This window comes from Enterococcus sp. AZ078 (assembly GCF_051714985.1).
Lineage (GTDB): Bacteria > Bacillota > Bacilli > Lactobacillales > Enterococcaceae > Enterococcus_B > Enterococcus_B hirae.
Map to the genome: position 1 here is coordinate 312033 of NZ_JBIOSW010000001.1, position 23786 is coordinate 335818.

General features: G+C 36.4%; 17 protein-coding genes. 8 read left to right on the plus strand and 9 right to left on the minus strand.

Annotation, left to right across the window (positions count from 1 at the left end; translation table 11 throughout):
• Positions 1-210: 210 nt before the first annotated feature.
• The 3 genes from IGJ18_RS01455 to IGJ18_RS01465 all read right to left on the minus strand — a co-directional run bounded on the left by IGJ18_RS01455 (position 211) and on the right by IGJ18_RS01465 (position 4354).
• On the minus strand, positions 211-2316 hold the full coding sequence (locus tag IGJ18_RS01455; protein WP_438842765.1) for a glucosaminidase domain-containing protein: 2106 nt from the start codon (positions 2314-2316) through the stop codon (positions 211-213).
• Between the two features lie 322 nt (positions 2317-2638).
• Complete coding sequence (gene rbsR, locus IGJ18_RS01460; protein WP_010720232.1) at positions 2639-3664, minus strand: ribose utilization transcriptional repressor RbsR; 1026 nt, start codon at positions 3662-3664, stop codon at positions 2639-2641.
• An 84-nt stretch (positions 3665-3748) separates the two neighbouring features.
• A complete protein-coding gene (locus tag IGJ18_RS01465; protein WP_161638199.1) occupies positions 3749-4354 on the minus strand; it encodes a cysteine hydrolase in 606 nt (201 codons plus the stop codon).
• 163 nt (positions 4355-4517) lie between these two features.
• On the opposite strand from IGJ18_RS01465, the gene IGJ18_RS01470 reads away from it, so the two are divergent.
• From IGJ18_RS01470 to treC, 3 genes are all read left to right on the plus strand, one after another.
• The gene (locus tag IGJ18_RS01470; protein ID WP_010720230.1) at positions 4518-5219 is read left to right on the plus strand and encodes an ABC transporter ATP-binding protein; all 702 of its coding nucleotides are present in this window, start codon (positions 4518-4520) and stop codon (positions 5217-5219) included.
• A 9-nt stretch (positions 5220-5228) separates the two neighbouring features.
• Positions 5229-7940 carry an FtsX-like permease family protein gene (locus IGJ18_RS01475; RefSeq protein ID WP_342082085.1) on the plus strand — a complete coding sequence of 904 codons (2712 nt, stop codon included), beginning with the start codon at positions 5229-5231 and terminating at the stop codon, positions 7938-7940.
• Positions 7941-8209: 269 nt separating this feature from the next.
• Positions 8210-9838 (plus strand): alpha,alpha-phosphotrehalase, encoded by a 1629-nt coding sequence (gene treC / locus IGJ18_RS01480; RefSeq protein WP_438842766.1) that lies wholly within the window; start codon positions 8210-8212, stop codon positions 9836-9838.
• Between the two features lie 396 nt (positions 9839-10234).
• Here treC and IGJ18_RS01485 read toward each other — a convergent pair whose 3' ends face one another.
• A complete protein-coding gene (locus tag IGJ18_RS01485; RefSeq protein ID WP_438842767.1) occupies positions 10235-10801 on the minus strand; it encodes a hypothetical protein in 567 nt (188 codons plus the stop codon).
• Between the two features lie 228 nt (positions 10802-11029).
• Here IGJ18_RS01485 and IGJ18_RS01490 point away from each other — a divergent pair, with 228 nt between their 5' ends.
• The 3 genes from IGJ18_RS01490 (at position 11030) to IGJ18_RS01500 (ending at position 16469) form a co-directional block, all read left to right on the plus strand.
• On the plus strand, positions 11030-11206 hold the full coding sequence (locus tag IGJ18_RS01490; RefSeq protein WP_438842768.1) for a hypothetical protein: 177 nt from the start codon (positions 11030-11032) through the stop codon (positions 11204-11206).
• Between the two features lie 82 nt (positions 11207-11288).
• On the plus strand, positions 11289-15959 hold the full coding sequence (locus IGJ18_RS01495) for a BspA family leucine-rich repeat surface protein (RefSeq protein ID WP_438842769.1): 4671 nt from the start codon (positions 11289-11291) through the stop codon (positions 15957-15959).
• A gap of 369 nt (positions 15960-16328) precedes the next feature.
• Positions 16329-16469, plus strand: coding sequence for a hypothetical protein (locus IGJ18_RS01500; protein ID WP_178306220.1), 141 nt, complete (start codon positions 16329-16331; stop codon positions 16467-16469).
• 168 nt (positions 16470-16637) lie between these two features.
• Here IGJ18_RS01500 and IGJ18_RS01505 read toward each other — a convergent pair whose 3' ends face one another.
• Positions 16638-16742: a competence inhibitor ComI gene (locus IGJ18_RS01505; RefSeq protein WP_223603620.1), complete on the minus strand. Its 105-nt coding sequence runs from the start codon at positions 16740-16742 to the stop codon at positions 16638-16640.
• A 597-nt stretch (positions 16743-17339) separates the two neighbouring features.
• Entirely contained in the window at positions 17340-18527 is a 1188-nt protein-coding gene (locus IGJ18_RS01510; RefSeq protein WP_010720222.1) for an AI-2E family transporter, read from the minus strand.
• Between the two features lie 294 nt (positions 18528-18821).
• Here IGJ18_RS01510 and IGJ18_RS01515 point away from each other — a divergent pair, with 294 nt between their 5' ends.
• Entirely contained in the window at positions 18822-20339 is a 1518-nt protein-coding gene (locus IGJ18_RS01515; protein ID WP_438842770.1) for a zinc ABC transporter substrate-binding protein AdcA, read from the plus strand.
• A gap of 104 nt (positions 20340-20443) precedes the next feature.
• Here IGJ18_RS01515 and IGJ18_RS01520 read toward each other — a convergent pair whose 3' ends face one another.
• From IGJ18_RS01520 to IGJ18_RS01530, 3 genes are all read right to left on the minus strand, one after another.
• Entirely contained in the window at positions 20444-21172 is a 729-nt protein-coding gene (locus IGJ18_RS01520; protein ID WP_010720220.1) for a LytR/AlgR family response regulator transcription factor, read from the minus strand.
• A 12-nt stretch (positions 21173-21184) separates the two neighbouring features.
• Positions 21185-22462, minus strand: coding sequence for a sensor histidine kinase (locus IGJ18_RS01525; RefSeq protein WP_010736951.1), 1278 nt, complete (start codon positions 22460-22462; stop codon positions 21185-21187).
• Positions 22463-22602: 140 nt separating this feature from the next.
• On the minus strand, positions 22603-23205 hold the full coding sequence (locus tag IGJ18_RS01530) for an accessory gene regulator B family protein (protein WP_010736952.1): 603 nt from the start codon (positions 23203-23205) through the stop codon (positions 22603-22605).
• Between the two features lie 260 nt (positions 23206-23465).
• Between IGJ18_RS01530 and IGJ18_RS01535 the strand changes: the two genes are divergently transcribed.
• A complete protein-coding gene (locus IGJ18_RS01535) occupies positions 23466-23696 on the plus strand; it encodes a hypothetical protein (protein ID WP_010720217.1) in 231 nt (76 codons plus the stop codon).
• The last annotated feature ends 90 nt before the right edge of the window (positions 23697-23786 follow it).

Consider the following 23786-nt stretch of genomic DNA (forward strand, 5'->3'; position numbering starts at 1 on the left):
GTTTAACAAAAGGCACACTCCTTTGATTTTTGTTCGTTACTTGAATCTTACAAGGTTGTGTGCTTTTTGTGTACGCTAAAACAAAAAACATCTGAGACATCACACGTTCACTCTAAACATGAATAAGCCGGAGAAGAGACTGAGACAAAACTTGTCTCAACCTCATCTCCGGCTTGTTTTCAGAGCTAGACACTTCTGTCATAGCTTTTTTTAAGTTAATCTACTCCATGATGGATGGATGATCGCTAAGTTTTTCAATAAAGGAATGGTGTCGGCTTTGACTTTAATGACAGTCGTTTTTGGAATTTCTCTGGCAGATAGTTGCAAGTACAATTCCCAGTAATTTGGTGTTTTCATTGTAGAAAGATATTCTGGTTTTTTCGTAATTGTTTTTAAAGACCAAGTGTCTACATCAACTAGCGACATCTCATTCTTATCCCAAGACACAGGTACTACCAAAGGTTTTGAAACATTTTTAACTTTGGTTTCTTTATTATCTTCTTTTTTCGGTTCATCGTATTTAGTTAAATCATACGATTCAATGATCGCATTCAATTTTTTGGCGTATTGTTTATCTGTAGCATAGCGGCCTTCCAGATACTTCGTTGCCTCTTTATAACTTTTGGCTTCAGATTTCCAAGTTGGTTTGTAGAAATCTTTGTTATTGGACAACCCGCCTTTGATCAATTTCGCATAGTCTTCTAAGCTTTCTTTATAAGAAGGGTATTTACGGAAGGTTGCATGGATTTGGTAATTTGCACCGTTGCTGTCTTGTTCCAAAGTATTGAACAAAACACTTTTTCCTTCATAAGTTCCTTTTATGCCAAACAGATTATAGTTTGGTTCACTTGCCAACAAACTATTGCCAGAACCACTTTCTAAAATCGCTTGAGCCATCATAACAGAAGCGTAGATGCCTTCTTTTTGACCAATTTCTTGCGCGCTTGTAGCAATTTTTTTCAAAAACTGATCCGTTGTTTGATTTTTTGTAAAGTTGAATGAATCATTTAAACCATCTAAAATCGACTGGTTTTTCAGTTGGTCAGTCACGCTTGGTAGACCTGCGATATTGACACGTACTGCAAAATCTGGTCTGAAATCAGCAATTGAAGTAATCCGAACTTTGTCACCTGGTTGAGGGGCATGAATAAATTGTCCATTACCAATATAAATCCCAACGTGATGAGTGACACCTGAGGAAGGTCCCCAGAATACTAAGTCACCTGGTTGTGCTTGATCTACTGGAATCTGTGTTCCAGCGTATTGTTGTTCACCTGTCCATCCACCGATATAATGACCAGTGGCCTTCATGTAAACATAATAAGCTAAACCCGAACAGTCAAATGTACTTGGTCCTTTTGCTCCCCAAACGTAGGGTCTGCCTAAATATTTATAGGCTTCTTTCACGATTTCTTTTTGAACTGCTGTCGTGTTTGTTGGTAAAGTTGTTTCAATCGGTGTTTTGCTGACAAAATCGGAGGACCCGTCTACAGGATTTTCAATTCCTGCCTGTTGACCTTTATTTTTGTCATTTGTTTGGTGATTGGAAGAATTATTGGTATTCGCTGAAACAACTGAATCGTTACTGGTTGACGTTGACGGTTTCGATTGTTCTTTTGAACTATCAGTTGGTTTATTTTTGTCTGTGCTAGGTTTCGTTGTATCATTAGGTTTTGTCGTTTGAGAAGAATCTTGCGTATTTCCAGCTGAATTAGTCGTATCCTGAGTAGAAGAGTCTTCAGATGGAACCGTTGGTGTGTTGAATGAAGCAGTCAATGATAGATCCATTACACCAACGACAAAGAATCTTTTTTGATAATTCACTTCTTGGGCACCATTTACTTGGAAAGAAAGTAATTTTTCACCTTTAGGAGGGGTGATTTCATAGAACACTTTCGTTCCTTCTTTCAATCCACTGACCGTGCCATTAGGTTGGATGGTCAACTCTTTTTCTTCTCGAGGGGCGTTACTGATAACAGACAGCTTAATTTTCCCCAGTAATTCGGGATTAACCGTCAGTGTATGTGTCGCAACTTCTTCCGCAGGTTTCTCAGTTGATTCACCTGTTTCAGTCGTTGATGAATCAGTGGTTGATGATTCACCCGTTGAGCCAGTTGTGGCTGATGAATCTGTGGTGGACGATTCAGTTGTGTCTGTACTTGATGCTGTTGAAGTTACAGAATCATTTCCCGAAACAAGTGAGCTACTTGTAGTTGTTGGTTGGTTTTCTGTTGCAAAAACAGCTTGAGTCGATAAAATCGTTGGAGCAATCAGCCAAGATGCAGCAAGTAGGCGTATTGCTTTATTTTTGTTCATATGCGGTACTCCTTTTCTTTTTGCTTGTGACGAGTCTCTATGCTCATGCAACTGTTGTTAATACATAACAAAGATCTGATTTTTTTGATTAATAAGCTACGATTCTTTTTTCTAATAAGTCGCTTCGCTTTAACATTTTAATTATTCTGCATGCCATTAATTTGTTGGGGGAGAACAAATTTGGGGGAAATGGTCATACTACTTAAATTGTACCAAAGGAGATAGATTTCTACAAAATATTTGTAAAAATAACGACCGTAAAAAACAAAAAAAAAATAAAACACAAAAATACTTCATCATGTTTTATTTTTTTCTTCATAATTTATTCACAAATGCTACTTACACGCTTAGTTGAAGCTCTTTTTTTCAATTCTACTGGTAATAATTTTTCGCTCCATTCTTTTTCAGGCGACTGGATACGGGCTAATAATAATTGAGCAGCAGATTGACCTAATTCAAAAATTGGTTGAGCGATCGTCGTTAATTTTGGTTTGACATATTCACACATATCCACATTATCGTATCCAATCACACTATAATCTTCGGGGATTTTCTTTCCATGTTCTTCCAACCCACGATAAATACCAAAAGCGAGCTCGTCGTTTAAGGCAAAGATTGCGGTCGCAGAGGAATTAAGAATCGTTGGAACGACCTGGTACCCACCATTTTTAGAAAAATGAGTAGGTAGTAACAATAAATTGTCGTGCGAGAGCTGATAAAAATCTAGTGCATGTTTAAAACCCTCGATCCTACGATAGACGTTTTCAGGGGGATTTTGTGGATAAACGAGCGCAATGGATTGGTGACCTAAATGAAGTAAGTGTGTACCAGCCAAGTATCCTCCACGAAAATCATCTGTGCTGATCGCATCACTAAATCCTTCAGCCTTTTTTTGATCCAACACAATAAAAGGTCGATTTTGTTTCTTGAGATTTTCATTGATTGCTGTAGTCGAAACAGCGGAAGTAGCTATGATAAACCCATCGACGCCTCGTCGTGCTAATTCGGCTAAATACTCAATTTCTTTTTGATGGTCAGAATCAGCGTTACATAAAATCGTCACGAAGTTTTGTTTGTATAACACATCTTCAATTCCACGCATTAGCGTATTAAAAAAAGGGTTGGTGATATCCGGCACGAGGACACCAATCGTTTTTGTTTCTTTCGTAATCATTTGGCGAGCGACATAGTCAGGTTGATAGCCGAGAATGTCTTTTGAAGCAAGCACTTTTTCAACTGTTTTAGCGCTGAATTTTTCTTCATTACCATTTAAAATCAATGAAACAGTGGCAATGGAAACACCAGAATGTTTTGCCACGTCTTTAATCGTTATTTTCTTTTTTTTCATTCTGATACTCCTATCTAACGGTTACCTTTATTTTCCCATGGAAAACCAGCAATGTAAATGAAAAACAAGGTGTGTTTGGTTCCTTTATCTGGCTTCTTCGATTGCTTGAAGGATTTCTTTGGTTGTACGCACTCGTGCTGTTTTTGGAAACATTTTTTCAAAAAAGAGCGTATGAAGTTCTAGATCTCGATCACTACAACCATCTTCAATAACAATAACATGGTAACCATGTTGAAAAGCATCTAAAGCGGTGGCATAGACACCGTTTGAAGTTGCTACACCTGAAAGAATGAGCGTATCGATCTTTCTTCGACGAAGTTGGGCATCTAAAGACGTTCCAAAAAAAGCACTTGGATTATGTTTAGTGATCGTGAGTGTGTTTTGTGTTCCTTTGGTGGTAGGTTCAAGTAATAAATCAGTAAATTCTTTAGGGGGGTTATAAAAAGCACCTGCTTGTGCTCGGTCATTTTTAGCACTCAAATACTGAAAGCTGGTAATATCGACATTGACTAGTATATTCCAAGCAGGTGTATGCTTTAACTGCTCAGCAATCAGTTGATTGTTTGAGAGGATGGTGGTTGCATCATAAGGGAATAATTGCCCAGAATTCACAATTCCTTTTTGGAGATCGATCGGTAAAAAAGCTGTTTTTGCTAATTCGAGTGGAATAGGTGATTTTGTAGTAGTCATGGGTTTTCCTTCTTTCAATAAATAGATCGTTTTCCATGTAAGTAAAACATAATTTCTGTATTTGTCAATGAATCGTCTATCAAATCTTTAGTCTGATTCATTTCAATGGTAAAATAAAAAGTAGCGACTTTATTCGTAAAGAGATGGAGATGAGAGAAGAAGGATGAGCTATGTAGAAGTAATCAACGAATGTAAACGGTACAAAATGGGAGAAACAACGATTACCGCAAATGATAATATTTCATTTGCGATCAAAAAAGGAGAACTAGTCATTATACTTGGTCCAAGTGGTGCAGGGAAGTCAACAGTTCTTAATATATTAGGCGGGATGGATAAGCCAGATGAAGGGCAAATCATCATTGATCAGACAGACATCGCTCAGTTCAACGATAAACAATTGACCGCCTATCGTCGAACAGATGTCGGATTTGTATTTCAATTTTATAATTTGGTACCGAATTTAACAGCAAAAGAAAATGTCGAGTTGGCAACAGAAGTTTCACCAGATGCGTTAGATCCAGTGGAGGTATTGACACAAGTAGGTCTGGCACATCGGCTGGACAATTTTCCTTCACAGCTTTCAGGAGGAGAACAGCAGCGTGTTTCCATTGCTCGAGCATTAGCAAAAAATCCGAAATTACTTCTATGTGATGAACCAACAGGTGCGTTGGATTTTGAAACAGGGAAACAGGTGTTGAAGTTATTACAAAATGCGAGTAGAGAACATGGAAATACGGTGTTGATCATTACTCATAATTCTGCCTTAGCACCGATTGCTGATCGTGTCATCCATATCAACGATGCGAAAGTCCGTTCGATTGAAACAAATGATCATCCTTCAACCATTGATGAGATTGTGTGGTAAGGAGGGGCTATGAAAACAAAAACATATCTTAAAGCAAGTGCTAGAGAAATCAAACAATCGAAAGGCAGATTTATTGCCATTGTATTGATCATTTTGCTAGGGACCTTGTTATTCGTAGGCGTTAAAACGGCGGGGCCGGTTATGCAAAAAACGATGGATCACTATGTTGAAAAAGGCAATCTATCGGATTTACAAATCATTTCAACTGGTGGTTTAACGGAACAAGACGTAACTAGAGCCGAAAAAATCCCTGATGCACAACTGGAAACGGGAAAACAATTTTATTATTCCAGCTCAAGTAAAAACGAAGTTGTGCAAGTTTTTTCTTATAAAAAATCAAATAAACAAAACCTTTTAGAAGTAGTAGATGGGCATTTACCAAAGAATAAAGACGAACTCGTACTAGATGAAAAAGCAAAAAGTCTAGGCTATAAAATAGGCGAAACGTATACGATCGATTCTGACAACGTGAAAAAGAAAGACTATCAAATTGTTGGATTTGTACGATCGCCACTTTTCATCAATAATTTAGAACGTGGTTTTGCAAATGTCGGGAACGGCACAATCGATTATTTTGTTTATTTACCTGAAACAGAATTTAACACAGACATTCAATCGGTTATTTACTTAACGTTTAAAAATGTTTCATCCTTTGATACTTATAGTAAAGAATATCGGGACAAAATGGCACAAAACCAAAAAAGCGTGGAGAAACTTTTTCAAGATCGACCAGCTGCACGTTTAACTGAACTAAGGGAACAAGCTAAGGAGTCTTTACAACCAGAAAAAGAAAAGGTGAGTGCTGGTCAAGAACAAATTAGTCTGGCACAAAGTCAATTGGCAGCTGCCAGATCCCAACTAGAGCAACAACGTTCAATGATCGAACAATTGCCTGAAGTACAACGAACAGTAGCAACTAATGAACTAGCTACGCAAGAAGCACAGCTAGCTGAGCAAGAAAAGCAAGTCGCTGAACAACAAGAAAAACTGAATGATGCACAGGCCCAAATTACCGAAAATGAAGAAAAGATTAATCGTTTGGAAAAACCAACCTATCGTTTCCAAGAGCGTTCCGATAATGTGGGCTTTCAAGAATTTGGTGATTTAGCTGAACGGATCGCAGCCATTGCTAATGTTTTTCCTGTTTTCTTCTTCTTTATTGCAGCATTGATCACTTTTACGACGATGACACGGATGGTCGAAGAAAACCGACGAGAAATCGGTACGTTGAAAGCATTAGGCTATACTAAATTTGAAATTGCAAAAAAATATGCTATTTATGCAAGTTTAGCTTCCGGTCTAGGAATTATTTTAGGAACCGTCTTAGGAACCAATCTATTACCAAGAATTATTTTTGAACTATCGAATGAACGCTATGATATCGGATCAGCAGTCATTTTTTATGATTGGTCTCCGATTTTACAAGCGGCAGTGGCGTTTTTTATCGCTGCATTTGGTGCAGCAATGATCGTATTATTCAAAGATTTAAGAGAAAGACCGGCAGCTTTATTACAACCCAAAGCGCCAAAACCAGGCAAAAGAATATTATTGGAATATATCACACCACTGTGGTCAAGATTAAGCTTTAATCAGAAAATCAGTTATCGAAATCTGTTCCGTTATAAATCCAGAATGTTTATGGCAATCGTTGGGATTGCTGGTTGTGCTGGTTTAATGGTAGCAGGCGTAGGGTTGAAAGACTCTTTAAGCTCTGTTTCTGATAAACAATTTGGCCCAATTACGAATTACCAAGCAATTGTCACTTTAGATGGAGAAACAGAAAACAGTGAAACAAAAGCAAAGGAACAGTTAGAATCCGATCCGAAAATTACTGATTTGCTAGCAGTAAACATGCAAACGATCGAGCTTCGGCAACAAGGACAAGCGACTCAAAGCGTTACGATGATCATACCGGAAACGTCAAAAGGTCTATCGCCGTTTATTCACTTGATCTCATTAAAAGGACGTAACATGGAGTTGAATGATTCAGGAATCGTCCTCACACAAAAAGCTGCCGAACTGTTTGATGTATCTGAAGGAGACCGCCTTTCATTGTACACGGATGACCAAAAAGAGTTATCGGTTACGGTGAAAGCCATTGCTCAAAACTATTTAGGAAACTTTGTTTATATGAGCCCTGCCTATTATCAAAAAGTATCAGGAAACGAAGCTTCTACAAATGCTTATTTAGTTCAAGCTGACCCAATGTCTAAAAAACAAGAGAATGCTTTGTCAGAAAAGCTATTGGGAACCAATGCAGTAACAAATACATCATTTGTTTCGAAACAAATGGAAACCCAAGAAGAATCACTTGCGAACCTCGATTCAATCGTTGTGATTTTTGTCGTTTTATCAGGGCTGTTAGCGTTTATCGTGTTGTATAATTTAACCAATATCAATATTTCTGAACGAGTGCGGGAATTATCAACGATCAAAGTACTAGGCTTTTTTGATAAAGAAGTAACGATGTATATTGTGAGGGAGAATATTATTTTTACTTTAGTTGGTATTGTAGGTGGATTTGGCATCGGCTACGTCCTAACTGACTTTATTTTACAACAGGCTTCAATGGAGACGGTGATCTTCCCCTTAGTGATCACTTGGAAAGCATATGCTCTTTCTGCTGTTTTGACTATTGAATTTACAGTTATCGTTATGATAGCGACCCACTTCAAGCTGAAAAATATCAATATGATTGATGCTTTGAAATCAAACGAATAAAAAAAGCTTCTTGCTAAAAGTTGAGTAGACTTTTGCAAGAAGTTTTTTTATTAAGTAACTGGTTGATGAAAAGAAAATTTGGTATAGGGAAAATAATACGCAGGTTTTGTTATGCCAATTTGTTGGATGTGCGACAGTTTATAATGGGTGAGGTCTTCCTATTAGAGGACTTAGATCTGTCCTTGATAAACGCTTCCTTTTCCTTTATAATAGGATTTGTAAACTTGTATATATAAGTTGGAATAATAGCTGATTGGAGGCGAATGAGGATGTCGTTTAATGAGAAAGTAGTTTATCAAATTTATCCTAAATCTTATCGTGATAGTAATGGTGACGGGATTGGCGATTTAAAAGGGATCAAAGAAAAATTACCTTATCTGCATGAACTAGGGGTCGATATGATTTGGTTGAACCCCATTTATCCGAGTCCACAAAAAGATAATGGCTATGATATTTCTGATTATGTAGCGATTGATCCACTATTTGGAACGATGGAAGAATTTGAAGAACTAGTCACACAAGCAAAGAGCTATAATATAGAGATTATGCTTGATATGGTTTTAAACCATGTCTCAATAGAACACGAATGGTTTCAAAAAGCTTTAGCTGGCGATCGTTTTTACCAAGATTTTTTTATTCTAAGAGATGAGCCAACCGATTGGGTATCTAAATTTGGTGGTAATGCATGGGCGCCTTTTGGAGATACGGGTAAGTATTATTTACATCTCTATGATCAAACACAAGCAGATTTAAATTGGCGAAATGAAGCAGTGCAAACAGAGTTGTTCAAAGTTGTTCGTTTTTGGATGTCTAAAGGGGTCAAAGGCTTTCGCTTTGATGTAATCAACGTGATCGGGAAAGATGAAGAACTCAAAAATAATGCAGAGAACCAAGGAAAAGCAGAATATACTGACAAGCCGATTACTCATACGTATCTTCAACGATTAAATCGGGAAACTTTTGGTCAAGATCCAGAAATCATCACAGTTGGAGAAATGAGTTCAACGACGATTGAAAATTGTATTTTGTATACGGAACCAAGTCGGAATGAGCTTTCGATGGTGTTCAATTTTCATCATTTGAAGGTTGATTACGAAAATGGAAACAAATGGAGTACGCCACCTTTTGATTTTGAAGCTTTAAAAAGTCTGTTTCATACATGGGGCGAAGCGATGAGTAAAGGAAATGGCTGGAATGCGTTGTTCTTAAATAACCACGACCAGCCAAGAGCCCTCAACCGCTTTGTAGCAATTGATAAATACCGCACAGAAGGGGCTAAAATGTTAGCGACGATGATCCATTTGAATCGTGGGACGCCTTATATTTATATGGGGGAAGAAATTGGGATGATCGATCCAGACTTTCAGCATATCGATGATTACGTCGATGTAGAAAGTTTAAATGCTTACCAAGAAATGCTGAACCAATCCTTCTCGGAAGAAGAAGCTTTTCGGCGAATCAAGGCGAAATCCAGAGATAACGCTCGGACACCGATGCAATGGACAAGCGATGAAACAGCTGGCTTTACCACAGGAACACCTTGGTTAGGTTTAGCAGCAAATCATGAGGTCATCAATGTAGAACAAGAACGTACATCTGAACAATCGATTTTCGCATACTACAAAAAATTGATTCAATTGCGAAAACAATATCCTGTAATTGCATCAGGGGACTATCAAGCTTATGAACCCGATCATCCTCAAGTATACGGTTATTTAAGACAATTAGACGGACAAAAATTATTGGTTTTAACTAATTTTTACGAAAATGAAACGACCATAGCGATCCCAGAAGAATTTGCTAGTGCCCAACCGCTTATCAGCAATTATGCCAATACTCTTATTCAAGAGGAATTGACCCTAAGGCCTTATCAAGCGATCGCCCTGTTGATCCAGTAAATAAAAGATCAAGAGCAAAAAATTGGTAAACGATGAGCCGATAGTAACTGAGCATGATCTTTGTCTCTAAAGTAATAAAAAATTTTCATGAGTTTAACAAATTACTAATGTCCTTATGAGCAACTGTTTTGAAAAAAACGATGAATCGGTTGCAGATAAAATTTTACACGAGATATTTTGAAAGAAATTTGAATTTTTAATGGACTATCAGCTAGTGGGAAAACATTCGACCCTTAATCCATGAGTTATTGGATTAAGGTCGTTTTTATTTTGTCTAAAAACAAATGTGAGATAAGAAGAAAGAATCATGAAAAAATCGATTAAGTAATGTTAAAATTGAGTATTGCAAATCAAAGAATATGATGGAAGCAATAACCATTTAATGTATGCTCTCATCTAAGAAAAAAGAGGATACAATATCATTAATATACCTAGTGTAAGATGGACTATAAATCTTTTATTTGTATTTTGCATAAAACTTGCCTGAAGTTTTTCTGAAACCCAAACAAATTGTAATTCGTTTTTGGGATGGTCTATTAAATACTGTTTAAATATTTCGCGTTCTTTTTTTTTGGATTTAATTAAGTAAAAACCTGTAACAGCACTGATGGTAAGGGCTATTCCCAAATGGGGAATTATATAATTCAAATTTTTAGGAACGTCTTCAATAGGGAAAAAGCAGCGAATAACACGTTCCAAAATAAAAAAGACAATAACATAAATGATAAATGAAAATTTTCTTTTTAGAGCAAAAGAAGGATCCTTTTTTTCATAATATTGTGAGATTGCTTTTTTTCGTTTCTTTTGTTCTTGTTCAGTTAGGTTTGGAAAAGTACGCTCTCTTTCTTGTTTATATAGAGCCATGATATCTGAATACTCCTGTTGGATCTGCCTGACTTTGTAGACTGTATAAATAAAACTACCATAATATATTAAAGTAAACATAAATTTAATTAAAAGCATTATTTAGTTCTCCTTAAAGACCTTTTTTTAATTATAGCAAACAACATTTGAAAGTAGCTTTAAAAATGTAATAAAAAAGAGAGTAGAGCAATAATCAGATTTTTTTCTGACTATTGTCCCACTCTCTTTTTCTTTTACCCATTAACTTTTACATAAAGCGTAACATGTAGGTGAAATATTTCTTCAGATGATAAGTAGTAGAAGAAGCTTGATTGATTTCCTCGATCAATGAAAGAAATATATATAAACGTTATGGTAAACGCTCAAAATTCAAGAATATTAATTGGGAATATTGAGCGTTTATGCTTAATTAGAACAAGTAAAATAAATGTTGCAGGGGAGATGATCCATACGATTTTGTCAGCTTCGGTAACAAAATGGACATTGGAAAGAAAAATCAATTGAAAACAGGGGAAACACCTAAAGCTGATGAAGTGGTATTGACGAGAAAATAATGATCAAAAATAAGAGCAAAAAAGGAGTAAATATGAGTAAGAAAAAATTAACAGCAAAACGTAAAAAACAGCTATTAACGATGTTTGCGGTGGCTGGTGTGATGGGAAATACTGGGATTGCACCAACGATGGCATTAGCGGATACTTTGACACCAACAGCCGAAACTTCTACTGAACAAACACAGGCGAATGAAGCAAAAGAAGTCATCGATCAAACGATACAAAACGTCACAGATCCGTTAGTAAACCCAACGGATTCAACCACTACAGCTAGTGATTCATTAGCACCAACGGATGAAGCAACGGATGAAACAACGGATGACGCCCAAGAACAAGCAACAGCACCGACTGCCGAAAGTGAAGGGGATGCAACTAATCCAACAGCGGAAGCGCCAAAAGTAGCGCAAAAAGCGAACGTGGTAGCTGCCTCCGAGATAACAGGAACATGGGGTACCAGCTCGTATACGTTTGATGAAAACACAGGAGTATTGACAATCGGAGCGGGTGAGTTAAGTGGTGAAGAATCACCATGGATCAGTGGAACAGTGGATATTGAAGCCATCAAAAAAATTGTCTTGGCTGGGAAAGTAGTTGCTCCGGAAAATTCTAGATACTTATTTAGTACAGGTATCCCTGGTAAGGATCTTACGAATGTAACTGAAATCGAAGGGTTACGTCAACTGGATACCAGTAACGTAACAACTATGAGTTATATGTTTTATGGTATGAGCAGTGTAACAAGTTTAGATGTAAGTAGCTTTGATACCAGCAAAGTAACAGATATGGGTTTTATGTTTTGCAATATGAGCAGTGTAACAAGTTTAGATGTAAGTGGCTTTGATACCAGTAAAGTAAAAGAGATGGTTGATACGTTTGCTGGTACTCCACTTAAGAAATTGATTCTAGGAGATACCTTTAAATTTGTAGAAGCATTTTACGGAAAAGCAGGTCTTACTTCTGCTTGGAAGCGAGAAGATGGCAAAGGAAAGGCTTATACAGCAGAAGATTTCATGGACAACTATGGCACCGGTGACTTGACTGCTGGCACGTATGTTTCTGCTACAGGATGGTGGGGTACCAGTCCGTATAATTTTGATGAAAACACAGGAACGTTGACGATCGGAGCAGGTGAGTTAAGTGGCTATGAAGAATCACCTTGGAACAGCGGAACAGTGGATCTTGAAGCAATCAAGAAAATTGTTTTGTCTGGAAAAGTAGTTGCTCCGGAAGATTCTAGATACTTATTTAGTACAAGTACCCCTGGTAAGGACCTTACGAATGTAACTGAAATTGAAGGGTTAAGTCAACTGGATACCAGTAACGTAACAACTATGAGGTATATGTTTTATGGTATGAGCAGTGTAACAAGTTTAGATGTAAGTAGCTTTGATACTAGTAAAGCTACAGATATGGGTTATATGTTTCGCAATATGAGCAGTGTAACAAGTTTAGATGTAAGTGGCTTTGATACCAGTAAAGTAAAAGATATGGGTTATATGTTTAGAGGTATGAATAGCGTAACAAGTCTAGATGTAAGCAATTTTGACACTAGCAAAGTAACATCTATGTCTTATATGTTTGCTGATACTCCACTTAAGAAATTAATTCTAGGAGATACATTTAAATTTGTAAATGGAACTGGAGCTCTTACTTCTGCTTGGAAGCGAGAAGATGGCAAAGGAAAGGCTTATACAGCAGATGATTTCATAAAAAACTATGGCACCGGTGATTTGACTGCTGGCGCGTATGTTTCTGCTACAGGATGGTGGGGCACCAGTCCGTATAATTTTGATAAAAACACAGGGACATTGACGATCGAAGCAGGTGAGTTAAGTGGCTATGAAGAATCACCATGGAACAGCGGAACAGTAGGTCTTGAAGTAATCAAAAAAATTGTCTTGTCGGGAAAAGTAGTTGCTCCAGAAAATTCTAAATACTTATTTACTACAAATACCGTTGGTAAGGACCTTACGAATGTAACTGAAATTGAAGGGTTAAGTCAACTGGATACCAGTAACGTAACAAATTTGAATGCTGCATTTTACGGTCTGAGTAGCGTAACAAGTCTAGATTTAAGCAATTTTGACACTAGCAAAGTAACATCTATGAGTAATATGTTTTATAAGACTCCACTTAAGAAATTAATTCTAGGAGATACCTTTAAATTTGTAAAATCAGCCAGCGGAACAGCAGGCCTTACTTCTGCGTGGATGAGAGAAGATGGCAAAGGGACGTTTTATTCAGCAGCAGATTTCATGAAAAACTATGGCACTGGTGATTTGACTGCTGGCACGTATGTTTCCGTTGAAACAGACACGTGGGGAACTAGTCCGTATATGTTTGATAAAGATACAGGAACGTTAACAATCGGAGCAGGTGAGTTAAGTGGCTATAAAGAATCGCCATGGAGCAGCAATAAAGTAGATAGTAAAGCCATCAAAAAAATTGTCTTGGCTGGAAAAGTAGTTGCTCCAGAAGAGTCTTTAATCTTATTTAGTGGAAATGACACTAATCATGAACTTACGAATGTAACTGAAATCGAAGGGTTAAGTCAACTGGATACCAGTAAAGTAAAAAATATGAGTTGGATGTTTTGCGGACTAAGTAGTGTAACAAGTCTAGATGTAAGTGGCTTTGATACCAGTAACGTAAAAGATATGAGTAATATGTTTCGCAATATGAGTAGCGTAACAAGTTTAGATTTAAGCAACTTTGACACTAGCAAAGTAACAACTATGAGTAATATGTTTGCTGATACTCCACTTAAGAAATTAATTCTAGGAGATACATTTAAATTTGTAGAAACAGATGGAAAAAACGCAAGTCTTACTTCTGCTTGGATGAGAGAAGATGGCAAAGGGACGTTTTATTCAGCAGCAGATTTCATGAAAAACTATGGAACGGGTGATTTGACTGCTGGCACGTATGTTTCCGTTGAAACAGACACGTGGGGTACTAGTCCGTATATGTTTGATGAAGATACAGGAACGTTAACAATCGGAGCAGGTGAGTTAAGTGGCTATAAAGAATCACCATGGAACAGTGGAAAAGTGGATTATGAAGCAATCAAAAAAATTGTCTTGGCTGGGAAAGTAGTTGCTCCGGAAGATTCTAGATACTTATTTAGTACAAGTACCGTTGGAAAGGATCTTACGAATGTAACTGAAATCGAAGGGTTAAGTCAACTGGATACCAGTAAAGTAACAGATATGAGTTATATGTTTTATGGTATGAGCAGTGTAACAAGTTTAGATGTAAGTAGCTTTGATACTAGTAAAGCAACAAATATGGGTTATATGTTTCGCAATATTAGCAGTGTAACAAGTTTAGATGTAAGTAGCTTTGATACCAGTAACGTAAAAAATATGGGTTATATGTTTAGAGGTATGGGTAGCGTAACAAGTCTAGATTTAAGCAACTTTGACACTAGCAAAGTAACAGATATGGGTTATATGTTTGCTGATACTTCACTTAATAAATTAACACTAGGCGATCACTTTAAGGCGATTGGAGACACTAAGTTATCAGCGCCTGAAGCACTGAACGAAGGGGATCAGCTGACAGGAAATTGGATTCGTGAAGATGGTCAGTCCAAAGGCTATTCACCTGCTGACTTTATGGCAAATTACGGAACGGGTGATTTAACGGCAGGAACTTATGTGGCAGAACTAGTGAAAAGTGAGTTGGAACCACAAGAATATCATGTAGGAGATGTCAATATCACTGGAACCTACACAGGGGATATGTCTCTCGGACGATTAACCGTTAATGGCAAAGTGGTCAGCTGGGGCGGTAGCTTCAAAGATGGTCAATTCAGCTACTATGTTGGTGCTGGCAAATTAAAAGTCGGCGACAAAGTCGTATTAGATGGCTACAACAAAGAGAAGAAATTGATGGATTCCAAAGAGATTGAAGTGATTTCCGAATCTTCAGGATCAATTGATCAAGTGGACGCGTATCAGTTGGGTGATTCAACCATTACTGGAACTTACACGGGGGATATCCATAAAGGAAAACTAGTAGTGAACGGAGAAGTCGTTAGCTGGGGAGGAACCTATAAAGATGGCAAGTTTAGCTATTATGTGAACTCTCAAATCATCAAAGCAGGGGATCAAGCAACGATTCAAGGCTATGATAAATTCGATACACCACTAGGGGACCCACAACCAGTGACTATAGGAGAACAACTGGGTCAATTAACAGAAGCCCATCGTGTGGGAATCAGTACAGTGATCGAAGGAAACTACACCGGCGATGTTTACCAAGGAATCTTGTTGGTCAATGGCGAAAAAGTTAGTCAAGGCGGCAGCTTCAAAGATGGCAAGTTCAGTTATTATGTAGGAAACCTTAAAGTGTCAGAAGATGATCAAGTAGTCTTGATGGGTGCCAACAATCGAGGACAGCAAATTCCAGGATCAGAGATTGATGTCACTATTCAAACACCAACAGCTGAAATCAACGAATTGACTTATAAAATCGGCACACAAACGATCAAAGGAGCCTATGGTTCTGATACCCAAGTCCACCAAGGACACTTGTTTGTCAATGGTAAACTGATCAGTAAAGGTGGAAGTTTTAAGGATGGGGCAATCAGTTATTATGTGAAGCCAGACCTAATCAAAGCTGATGATCAAGTGACAATGAATTTCTATGATGGAAGTGGCAACTTATTGGCTGAAAACCAAACAGTTTCTGTAAACTAAGGAAAAATAAATTTATGTAAGTCTAAAAACTGGGGCATTGATTAGAAAAAATCTGATCAATGTCTCAGTTTTCTTGATTTAAGATACGCTCAATATTCAAACAGGTTGAGCTAAATGATGAATACCGGAATGTGTACAGAGGTTTATATTTTTCGTCAAATAAAATTAAAAATTTATGCCATTTAAAAAGAAAAGTGACACACAAAAAATACATTATATCAGGGGTTTCTTCTTTTTTTAACTTGTGAACTTAGCTATCTTTTCCCTTTCTATTCTTACTTTTTAGTTTAAAAATATCTATTGTCATTGTGTCGCTCAAATCTCCATTTTCTGGACATTAATATCTAAAAATAAATATGATGTGAAATTATGCGTTACTTAGCGTTGTGTAGTAATCAAACTGATCAACCTGCCAAGATTCCAATCACAACCACCTTTGAACAACATGAAACAACGATGACTAATAACAATGGATTTAACGCTTCACAAAATCCATTGGATGGACAATGATATTAGCAATGATGATTTCCCATTCTGATTGTAAAAGATCAATAAAGTTGATATAATGAATACGAAAAGAGGAGTTGCGCTAACAACTTCCTTAACAGCACCGTTTAAGACGGTGACCAGTTTAATATTATTTTTGAAAAATAATCGTCGACCGGCTAAAGCTGACGGTTATTTTTTTTGATTGTTGTTTACAACTGCCAAGATTCCAAAAATGATTGTTGCGATTAAAGAACCGAAACCAATCATTAATCCTAGCGCCGTTTCAACAGGCAAAAGGCTTCTCCTTTCTGTAAGATTTTGGAAGTACGCACATACGCACCACCTCACTTTCAATCGGATAGCCACCGTCACAAACTTTACTGTCTTGATTATTATTAGCATATCTAAAATCGATTAAAAATTCTCGATTTTAGTTGTTTTTTCTATAATTTTAGCGAGGTGATCGTGATGGAATAATCTATTGTTTTACTCGGTAAAATTCAGGAAATCAAGACAAAGCCATTGCTTGTGCGATTTACATTACCAATGAGCCCTGAACCAATCAATCAGTAGTCAATATAGAAATAACGGATAAATTGCTTATTTTGGAAGAAGGCAATTATACTATTTCAGTAACAGGTCACTTCAATAAACGGAATCACTTAGTCATTGAATCGATGTAAATTAAAAAAACCAATCATTTTATGCGATTGATGAGCATACAAAAGAAGAGCTGCACTCCTAAATGTGGATTGCAGCTCTTGTTGTTTTACATAGAAACAGGAACAAAGGTCTGTTTAGTAGAGACTGGGACAATAGTCTTCTTCAGTAAGAAAAATAAGCTTGATCGTCCTAGTCCCTCGTTTTTTTGAGAGGTGTTCCAGACTTTCTTTACTCTTTTTCAAAGTAGTCTTTTTCCGAAAATTCTGCTTTTTGGTAGACACCCTGATCGCCATAATACTTGTTGTAGCGTTGTTTGAACTTTTTAAAAGTAAAGACAACCAATAATTTGATCAATGTGTAGATGGGGATCCCAAAAATTACACCCATGAGTCCTAGTAAATCCCCCATCACTAATAAAACAATCAAAATAGTGATGGGATGGACTTGAAGGCGATTGCCCATAACTCGAGGGATAACTAAGTCCCCATGAAGTAATTGGACGATGAACCAGACCAAAACAAACTTAATTGCCATGAATGTCGAATCTTGGAAAGCAATAAACAATCCAGGAAAGAAGGCAATAAATGGTCCAATGTAAGGAATGATACATAAAATCCCAGCTGCGATTGCTAGTATGCTTGCAAATTCTAAGCCGATCAATAAAAATGTGACCCAATAAACAGCTCCTAAGATGAAAGAAGCAATGATTTGCCCTTTTAAGAAATCACCTAATTGTTGATTGGCGATTTTAGTCAATGTCCGAAAATCTGTACGGAACTTGGGTGGTACGATCCCTAACACAGCTTGATAAAATTTCTGAGGATCTCTTAATAAGAAGAACGCAATGATTGGACCAGTAAACAATGTAATAAAGGTAGATGTTACTGCTGAAAAGATATTCCCGATACTTTGTGCGCCACTTTCCCAATAATCGCCAATAAACGAGGCAAAATTAGACGTCCAATCATCAATCGATGAAAAGAATTGATCGAATGTGTCCGCAAAAGGTGTTTGCGCTAGGAAGTTTTTCAAAGTTTGTATAAAATCGTTGAACAAATCAGGAAAACTAGTCATTAGTGTTTTGGCTTGTTGCTCCAAGAAAGGAACTAACCAAACACTCCCTAAGCCGATCAAAAATAAAATAATGACATAAACGATAGTAACAGATAAATTTCTAGATAGTTTTCGGCTCAAACGTTTGATCAACGGGTCTAGTAAATAATATAAAACTAACGCAAATAGTACTGGGGCGAGTGTCGTTGCAAAAATCACAAAAAATGGTTTAAAAATAAAACCGATCTGCTGAAAAAAATAGATCACTAAAGCTAACATAATCAACAACCCTAATACATAATAGGAAGTCGTTCCTCCTAGAAAACGTATCAGACGAGACTGATCTTTAGAATTATTCTTCAATTTATTACTCCTTTCAATGTACTAAATCGCTCTAAGTTCAAGATAAAAGTAAAAGGAAATTGTTTTTTACCTATCGGGAACGTCAAGCTGATTTATCTTATTATAGTCGGAACTAGTGACAAAAAGAAAATGATACTGTTCAGAAATGGCTAGAAAATAAAAAGAAATAGTTTTAAGAAAACGCTTGACTATTTATTTAGCGATATGATAAATTAAATCCTGTTGCTAAAACGTAAAGATTACGATTTGGTAACTTTAATCGTAAAATGAAAGAAGATGAAGGAGTGTCGTCAAATGAAGCGTTTGGTTTATTTATTAGGGATAGTAGTTACTGTTTGTATACTTGCCAGTTGTGGCAATCAACAAGAAGCCGCGAACAAAAAAGAAAAATTGCAGGTGATGACGACTTTTTATCCAATGTATGATTTCACGAAAGAAGTAGTGGGAGATGAAGGAGAAGTTGAGTTATTGATTCCTGCTGGGACAGATTCACACGACTATGAGCCATCAGCAAAAGATATGGCAAAAATTCAAAATGCGGATGTCTTTGTCTATAACAACGAAAATATGGAAACCTGGGTACCAGCAATCCAAAACACATTGAAAGAGGGGAATGTGTTAGCAGTCAAAGCGACTGAAGGGATGTTGTTGTTACCGGGTAGTGAAGAAGGACATGACCATAGTCATGGCGAAGCAGGGCATTCTCATGAATTAGACCCGCATGTTTGGTTAGCTCCAAGTTTAGCAATGAAACAAGTAAAAAGTATAAGGGATCAACTAATCACAAAATACCCCGATAAAAAAGAAGCCTTTACTAAAAATGCGGAGAATTATTTAGAAAAATTACAAGAACTTCATCAGAGTTATCAGGATACCTTAAGTAAAGCAAAACAAAAATCTTTTGTTACCCAACATGCCGCATTCAACTATTTGGCATTAGAGTATGGACTGAATCAAGTGTCAATAGCTGGCTTATCCTCAAGTGAGGAACCTTCAGCCGCAAGAATTGCTGAATTAAAACAGTTTGTAAAAGATCATGGGATCAAATATATTTATTTCGAAGAAAATGCTAAAGACAGTATCGCTAGAACTCTAGTAAATGAAGCCGGCGTTTCTTTGGCTGTCTTGAATCCTCTAGAAGGTTTAACGAAAGAACAACTTGCAAATGGTGAAAACTACGTAACCATGATGAAAGAAAACCTCAAGTCGTTACAAAAAACGACAGATACAGTGAATCCACTGGAAGCCACACTGACACCAGAAAAAGAAAAAAATGTATATAATGGTTACTTTGAAGATTCAGCTGTGAAAGACCGCAAATTGTCCGATTGGAAAGGGCAATGGCAAACGGTCGATAACTATTTAGCTGATGGAACCTTAGATCCCGTATTTGAGTATAAGGCAAAAATCGATCCAAAAAAATCAGCAAAAGAGTACAAGGATTATTATACCGTCGGATACCAGACGGATGTCGAAAAGATCAAGATTGACGGAGATCGAATGGCATTTACTTTTAAAAATGGTGAGACGAAGCAATCATCATACCGATATGCAGGTAAAAGAGTTTTGAATTACGCTGCAGGAAATCGAGGCGTACGCTACTTATTTGAAGCAGTAGAGCCAGAAAGTGGCGCTTATCGATATGTACAATTCAGTGATCATTCGATTGAACCAACAGATTCGGAACATTTTCATATCTATTTAGGGAATGAAAGTCAAGAAAGTTTACTGGCAGAAATGGATCATTGGCCAACTTTTTATCCAGTGGAGATGAGTGGGCAAGAAATTGCGCAAGAAATGCTGTTACATTAAACTACAAAATAGGAACAAGAAAAGATAAATAAGAAAAAATGAGCAAAACAAACAGACGAGTTTTGCTCATTTTTTTTGTTTGTTTTTGGGGAGAAGTCTGAGATTTACGAGATCAATTTTTTTAAACCACGTACAGAAGCCGGAATCACTTCGCCATTTGCTAACGTGATTTCACGAGTTTTTTTGTTGATCGTACGGACATTTTGAGTATTGATCACGTATGATTTATGGCAGCGGATAAAATGACGGTTCATTTTCTCTATTTCTTTGATTTTATCATAGAACTGCATTTGCGCATGAGTCAAATGAACCTCTAATTTATGTGGCGTTCCTGGGGAAGTAGAGAAATACTGGATATCTTTGATCGGAAGAAATTTTATTTCATCGTTAAATTCGATTTTAAAAATATCTTTTTGTAAAGGAGTCGCTTTGACATCTTCAAAGATCTTACTTAAAATACGTTCCACATTTTCTTTTAAATCAAAAATATCTTCTTTGATAATATAATCAGTCGGTTCAATATTACTCTTTAAGATAGACATTGAAAGATCCGTATGAGAAGTAACATAAATAATTTTTCCTAAAGGATCTAGATCTCTTACGCGTTTTCCGATCATAATACCATCTAGATCGCTATCTTTTAATTCAATGTCTAAAAAATAAATACCAAAAGATGAGGTTCGTACTCTAGCTGCTTGAAGAAGTTCAATTGGATCAGAAGTGGCGATATGGACATAACTATCCAAATTCTCAATCATAATTCGATTTTTGATCACTGCTGAAATTACTTCCAACTGTTTCGTGTCATCTTCGCAAATATAAATTGGAATCATACGAATACTCCTTTATTTTGTTTGTATATAGATTGTCTGAGAAAAACGTTGATTCTCAATAGATGTCTCTAAAAAGATATAAGGATTGGCCTTTGACAGCTCATCCAAAATGAATAAACCGAGTCCTTCGTTTTTAGGATCTTTTTTTGTTGAAAAACCTTTTTGTTTTAATTGATTTAACGGAAGTGTATTCATCGTTGTATTGATGACACGAATAATCACTGAGTTTTTCTTTTTTAAAACAAAGAGTTCAATTTTCTTCTTTTTAGTAATTAAAGCTCCTTCAATCGCATTATCTAAAATAATACCTAACATTCGGACGATGTTTACTGTGTGTTTTTTCTTTAAAGTGATCTCTTCTGGAATAACAAGATGCACGGATAATCCTTTTTCTTGTGCCATCATTAATTTCAAAGACAATAAGCTTCTTATTTCAGGAATTTTTATGTTATCTAACAGACTAAGGTTTGCTGGGAAAAGATCCATCATTTGACGAGTGGGTAAGATATTTTGATTGTAGTACTTACGTAATCCCTCCAGGTCACCTTCAGCAAGATAACTATTCATTGAAAAAAGCAAGTTTTGATAATCATGCTTGAATTCTCTAAGGTCTTGATAGTTTTTTTCTAGATCGCGGATGTAATCTTGTTGCATTTGCATACGCTGTTCTAACAATTGGTCTGCCATTTTTCTCTTTGAAATTTTCCAATAATAAATGAGGATAAACAGCCCGCCACAGAGATAAAGAATGAAAAAGCCAGTGTTGATAGTTAAAATTTGGGGAGTCTCGCCAGAAAAACGTGTATAAAAGATAACGATATAATAGGTAAATAACATCAACGCGCCAACGGTTCCAATCATTCGGCGATCCAACCCATGAAAATTTTCTAAGGCTTTTTTAAAGGCTAAAGCAAGTAAGATCGATAACGTCGCAGAAATGACGATATGAATATACTGCAAGGAATCTCCTGGTTCAATGACAGCAGATTTCAAAATAAAAAAATCGCTGATGCTCGTCAAATGGTCTCCTAAAAGCGAAGTAAGCAATCCCCAAGGAAGAGCATAAACCAGTTTTTGCGGGGAAGTAGAAAAGAAGAAGAATGTTAGCATCAGCATACCTATAGCAAATAAAGCAGTAAATATCCCAAATAAAGGATACATAAAACCTAACAAGACACAAGAGATTAAAATAGTGGTAACGAATAAGTATTTCTTTTTAATTTGGTGTTCAATGAGTAATACACAAATTGTGTAAATTAAATATTGCAAGGCTATGGACCACAAAAACATAAAGTACAGCTCCCATTGATTTTTACCAAATTATAGCATATTTATTGAATTATTTTTTTAATTTTTCAGGGATTTTAAACTCTGAACTCATACCAAAGCAGCATCCAGACACAAAGAAGTCAGACAAATTAGTAAGTTGTTTAATGATTGTTTTTTTCATAGAAAATTCCTCCAAGATTCATTATATAATTCGTAATTGGAAGCAGCGTAGCTATTTCTAAAATAATCCCGAGAAGCAAGTAAGTAGAAAAGTAAGAATTAGCGAAAAATAAAATAGTTATTGCAAATAGAAGAAACATGAAAATTGCTTTTTTTAACAGTGGTGGGCGTTTTTCAGGTTCAATGGGATTGATTGCTGTACCTTTTGATCCATAGCGAAGCAACAATAAGAAACAGATGATCAATGAAATGACCTTCAGTGGGGAAGAGATGGTCACATCAAAGTGTTTCATTAAGAGGGGAACGCCCCACAAATAAAGCAAAGTCCATAGTAAACAAACAAATTCAGAATCAGAATGAAGTCCGTAAGCATAGCGACGGATACAAATATAAGAAAGAAAGGTCAATCCTGTTTCGACCCAAGAACCGGTTATTAAAGAAAATACTAAAACAACGGCCAATTTGCCAAGGTTATTCATTAATACATCAAGGGCAAATTTTACTTGGAGATAAACCATTTCATCTTCTATTTTTTCACCACTGAATAATGTGTCTAATATTCTATTTACAACTTTATTTTTCATCCAACGTACCTCCAATAACGATTTTATTCTAAATTTGTTAAAAATAGTGTTTCGATTCATAAAAGGTTGTTTTGACATCAAAACCGTAAAAAAAAGATCAAAAAATTCAGTTAGATCTTTCTTTTTTGAGTATTTTATAAATGGCAGATAAAAAAAGTGAACGGTTTTGACATGAAAAGGGCTTTTTATGATTTTTATGTGTTCTCTGCCTAGAAGTGTGTTAAAAATTGATTGACTTAAAAAATATTGGAGGAACTATCATGGGGAATGAACAAGTAATGGAGAAAATGGATGAGCAATTATTTGAAGTTGGTGAAACAGGTGCTTTTGTTTCAGATTTATTTGAAGCGCCTATCAAAGGAGAAATTGAAAAAGTTTATGAAAACAGCGTGATGATCCGGGTCATCAAATGTGCAGTAGAAGATAATGAAACTGCCGACAGTTTGCATTGGCAACTTGTTGTTCGAAAATCAAGTGCGATAATGGAATGAATAAAAATAAACATAAACACAACAAATAGGCTGAGGTACTGTCCGAGTATCCTGTAAATCAGTCTATTTGTTGTGTTTTAGTATAGTGAT